Source organism: Halorubrum tibetense, assembly GCF_042661865.1.
Lineage (GTDB): Archaea > Halobacteriota > Halobacteria > Halobacteriales > Haloferacaceae > Halorubrum > Halorubrum tibetense.
The window spans coordinates 1-3,914 of the sequence record NZ_JBHSWW010000231.1; the positions used below are offsets into that span (position 1 = coordinate 1).

Sequence of the window (3,914 nt, forward strand, 5' to 3'; positions counted from 1 at the left end):
CGACGAGCGCCGCGCCGGTCGCGCCGATCACGGCGACGAGCCCGAGGCTGTAGACGGCCACGCCCTGTGCGCTGTAATCCGGCGGGTTGGTGACGTTCCACGCGTGCGGGTATGCCCAGACGAACAGACCGATCGCCGCGAGACACACCGCGCCGCCGCCCGCGCCGAGGTACAGCATCCGAAGGTCGACCGGGAGGAGGACGACGACCCCCAAAAGCAGCGCGGGCAGCCCCAGCGCGGCCGCCACGGACGCGACTTGCCGGACCGCGTACATCGACTCGGAGTTCGGCGGCAGCGTCGCGCTGTAGAGGAACACGGCGACGCCGACCAGCCCGAGCCCGAGCCCCACGAAGAAGAGCCCGAACCCGGCGTACACGTCCACGGCCCGATCGGGGTCCCCAATGTACTGCCGGTAGTACCCCATCAGCGGGTTGGTTTCGTTCGACTCGCTCGACTCGCTCATGTATCGACCGTCTCCGCCGACGGTCTTGATTGTTATCCCCGATAGCGATACAGCAGGCGAACGACAAGGCAAGGCGGCGGCGGATCGCTGTTCATGTTCTCGTTTGCGAACCGCGAGTAAGCGACCGTGTAGCGAACTGGGGTTGGACGCCAACCGAGCCAGCGGACGGCTCGGTTGACCAGGGGTGTCACAGGGTGTAGGGGGTCGATCAGTCGTCAGCGGCGAGCGTCATGGTAGTGTCTTCGGCTATCACGGCGCTCAGGGAACCGTCCTCGACTTGTCCAACGGCGATAGCTGTTATGGCGCTCCCGCCTTCGAGGATCGTATCCGGCAGCGCCAAGGCGACATCGTCGGTGCCGGCCGGACACACCTCGAGGTCGTACGTGCCGGCATCGACCGGTGCGTACTCCGACGACTCTCTGAAGCCGATCCCCTCGAAGAGGGTCGGGCCGCCGTCCGCGACGCGGACGTCCACTGCGGGCGCGTCCGGGGAGGCATGGGCGAACCGCACGTGACACATGCCGTCCGGGACCTTCCCCGGATCGTCGACCATCGCGGTGACTGCGATGTCATCCTTGGCGAGGACTCCCATCGCCAACACCGTATAGGAGGTGTCGTCATCGAGGTCTAGGGTGGTCTCAGTCACCGACGCCGTCTCGCCGTGTGCGCTTATCGTCACTTCGTGACTACCCGACGGCAGGACCGCGTAGTCTGTGAGGTCGGTGAATGCGATCTCTTCGAATCCCATTTCACCGTCGACGCGGACGTCCACGTCCGGAGCGTCAGGGACACAGTGGCCGATTCGTACCGGAGATTCGTTTGTCATAGTTGCGCCCTACAAACTACCTGGATACGGCTTTGTAATAATGTAAATAACCGTGTGTTTCTGGATTTCGTCCGGCTTAATCCTCACGTCCGCAGGCGGCGCGTCTCCCGGACAGTGAATAATCCGTTCGTAATCGGTCGAGATCGAAATGGGGTACCCGATTCATTGGTCGGTCAGTCCACCGAAAGAGCGCGAGAACCGGTTCGCGTCCGAACCGCTGCCCGATTTCACGTCGAGGTGGACATGAGCCGTGTGGCGGTCGGGCGTCGTGTGTTAGGCGATGGGCATTCGATCGTCGACCCCTGTGTTTTTCACGAACCCCGTCGTCGATCCGCACGATAGACCGTGTCGACCGAGTGTCCGCGCTGTGGATCGGAGCTGACGACGTTCGCGCTCGCCGGAGCCGAGGCGATCGCGTGTGACGACTGCGGGTTCGTCGGCGTCGAGGCGGACCACTCCGGCGAACCCCGCGTCGTCGAGAGCTGGGAGCAGGCGCTGGAACGGTTCGGACGGAGCATGGAGAACGATGGAAACGCTTGAGATACCCGACGAGCACCGGGACCGTATCGAGACGCTACGATCCGAGCTGGCCGACGAACACGCCGGGGCGTACGCGACCGTCGACACCGACGACGTGCTGGCGTACCTGCTCGACCTCGCCGAGGCCGTCGACGACCCCGGTCGGACCGCCGATCCGGTCGACGGGAGCACCACCGCCGAAGCGGTGGAGGAGAGCGCTGTCGGCCCGAGTACCGCTGAGACAGGCGACACCACCGATGACCCGGGATCGGATGGGGGAGACGGGTCCGGAACGTTCGGGACACCCTTCGACCGCGAGGCGGTTCGTGAACGGCTCGCCGATCGGAACCGGAAACACGGCGATCCGGACGAGACCGATGGGACGGACCTGTACACGATGGCGGCCACCTTCGACGTGGCCGGGCGTAGCGAGATGACGAAGGACGCGCTGATCGACGCGATCCTCGACCGCGCGACCGCCTTCGCGACCGACCCGTTCGAGGCGATCGGCGTCGACGTCGCTGTCGACGAAGACTCGGGCGGCGAAGGCAACGAGGACGGAGACGGCGAGGAAGCCGAAGACGCGGACGACGAAGACGCGGACGACGAAGACGCGGACAACGAAGACGTGGATAATGCGGACACCGCCGCCGACGACGACGGCACGACCCAGCTGAACGCGATGATGAGCCTGCTTAACACCCACGACGACAAGTGGCGAGAGGGGGACGGCGACGTTCGCTACGAGGTCGACCTCCCCGACGGGAGCGTCGAGACGGCCCGTACCAAAGACGACGTGCGGGCGTTGCTGTTCAAGAACTACTGAGAACCCGACGAACCGGATGACGACCGACGGACCGGACGAACCAACCAAACCGAACGATTCGGACGAACGTCTACGACACTACTGACACCGAACCATGGGAGTTCTCGACCGACTACGCGACTGGCTCGGCGGGCTCACCGGTGGGACCGACGACGGGTCGACGATGGACGGGGCTGCGCCGGAACCGTCGGCGGACGCGACCGAACCCGCGGACGACGGGGACGACGCGGACGATGCGGACCGCGGTCCTGATGCCGAGGCCGACGAGGGGCTCGATCCCGCCGCAGTCACCGAAACTCGATCGGCTGCGACGGACGAGGCCGTGGAGGCGCTTCGGGACGTGCGTACCTCGGCTGCCGATCCGGCCGGCGACGAGGACGGGAAGGATCCGTCGGCCGGCGGCGAGAACGGGTCGTCAGCTGGCGACGCCGACGACTGGGTGGCCGGCGACGGGGGCGGCCCATCGGCCGACGACGAAGCCACCGATCACACGAACAGTTAGCACCCGTCGGGTACACACCGGTGTATGGGGACGGACACCACGCACATGGACCGGGCGATCGAGCTCGCCGAGGAGGCGGTCGGGGCGGGGAACACGCCGTTCGGCGCGCTGTTGGTCGTCGACGGCGACGTCGTTCGGGAGGCACGGAACACGACGCGGACTGACGACGATATCACCGCTCATCCCGAGCTGCGCCTCGCGAGGTGGGCCGGACGTGAGCTCGACGCGGCCGACCGCGCGGCCTGTACGATGTACGCCAGCACGGAGCCGTGTCCGATGTGTACGACGGCGATCCACTACGCGGGAATCGGTCGGGTCGTCTTCGGCGTCTCGGGCGCGACCCTCGACGAGCGGACGGGCGACGTCGTGACGATCCCGGCGGGCGAAGTGATCCGCCGAGCTGGCGGGGACACCGTGGTCGAAGGGCCGGCCGCGACCGACGCGGCGATGGCCGTCCACAACGAGTTCTACGGCACGGACGGTCGCCCGGACGGCGGCAGCGCGACGGACACGTGACGCCGGTTGGCCTGGCCCACCGCCCTCTTGAGCGGCCCCCTCCAGTCGGTTCCAGTTGTTCCGGGGGCTCCGGTGACTCCGTCGGCGAGGACCTACCCTCGGACCTCGTCGGCCCGCGCGACCAGAGTCTCAACCCGGCCGGCGTCGACCGGGGCGGTCGTCTCGCCGCCCCGTTTGAGCGCGGTGCCGACGATCGCGCCGTCGGCGATCGTCAGTAGCTCCGCGACGGTGTCGGGCCGGACGCCGCTGCCGACGAGCACGG

At 67.1% G+C, this 3,914-nt stretch carries 7 protein-coding genes; 4 read left to right on the forward strand and 3 right to left on the reverse strand.

The window, feature by feature from the left end; genetic code table 11:
* Together ACFQEU_RS12545 and ACFQEU_RS12550 are read right to left on the reverse strand one after the other, a co-directional pair.
* Positions 1–463: cell division protein CdpA domain-containing protein (locus ACFQEU_RS12545; protein WP_465261142.1), on the reverse strand; the 463-nt coding region annotated here is incomplete at its 3' end.
* Between the two features lie 208 nt (positions 464–671).
* A complete protein-coding gene (locus ACFQEU_RS12550; RefSeq protein ID WP_379782637.1) occupies positions 672–1,289 on the reverse strand; it encodes a DUF4397 domain-containing protein in 618 nt (205 codons plus the stop codon).
* Between the two features lie 345 nt (positions 1,290–1,634).
* Here ACFQEU_RS12550 and ACFQEU_RS12555 point away from each other — a divergent pair, with 345 nt between their 5' ends.
* The 4 genes from ACFQEU_RS12555 (at position 1,635) to ACFQEU_RS12570 (ending at position 3,652) form a co-directional block, all read left to right on the forward strand.
* Entirely contained in the window at positions 1,635–1,829 is a 195-nt protein-coding gene (locus ACFQEU_RS12555; protein ID WP_379782639.1) for a zf-TFIIB domain-containing protein, read from the forward strand.
* Complete coding sequence (locus ACFQEU_RS12560) at positions 1,816–2,634, forward strand: hypothetical protein (RefSeq protein ID WP_379782642.1); 819 nt, start codon at positions 1,816–1,818, stop codon at positions 2,632–2,634. Before ACFQEU_RS12555 ends, ACFQEU_RS12560 begins: the two co-directional genes overlap by 14 nt.
* 94 nt (positions 2,635–2,728) lie before the next feature.
* Positions 2,729–3,136 (forward strand): hypothetical protein, encoded by a 408-nt coding sequence (locus ACFQEU_RS12565; RefSeq protein WP_379782644.1) that lies wholly within the window; start codon positions 2,729–2,731, stop codon positions 3,134–3,136.
* A gap of 24 nt (positions 3,137–3,160) precedes the next feature.
* Positions 3,161–3,652 carry a nucleoside deaminase gene (locus tag ACFQEU_RS12570; RefSeq protein ID WP_379782646.1) on the forward strand — a complete coding sequence of 164 codons (492 nt, stop codon included), beginning with the start codon at positions 3,161–3,163 and terminating at the stop codon, positions 3,650–3,652.
* A gap of 92 nt (positions 3,653–3,744) precedes the next feature.
* On the opposite strand, the gene ACFQEU_RS12575 is transcribed toward ACFQEU_RS12570, so the two are convergent.
* A partial coding sequence (locus ACFQEU_RS12575; protein WP_379782648.1) for a BtpA/SgcQ family protein occupies positions 3,745–3,914 on the reverse strand: 170 nt, incomplete at its 5' end.

Bases quoted from the DNA above. Each gene is read 5' to 3' on its own strand.
- ACFQEU_RS12560 (WP_379782642.1), top strand. From the start codon at position 1,816: ATGGAAACGCTTGAGATACCCGACGAGCACCGGGACCGTATCGAGACG.
- ACFQEU_RS12570 (WP_379782646.1), top strand. From the start codon at position 3,161: ATGGGGACGGACACCACGCACATGGACCGGGCGATCGAGCTCGCCGAG.
- ACFQEU_RS12550 (WP_379782637.1), bottom strand. From the start codon at position 1,289: ATGACAAACGAATCTCCGGTACGAATCGGCCACTGTGTCCCTGACGCT.
- ACFQEU_RS12565 (WP_379782644.1), top strand. From the start codon at position 2,729: ATGGGAGTTCTCGACCGACTACGCGACTGGCTCGGCGGGCTCACCGGT.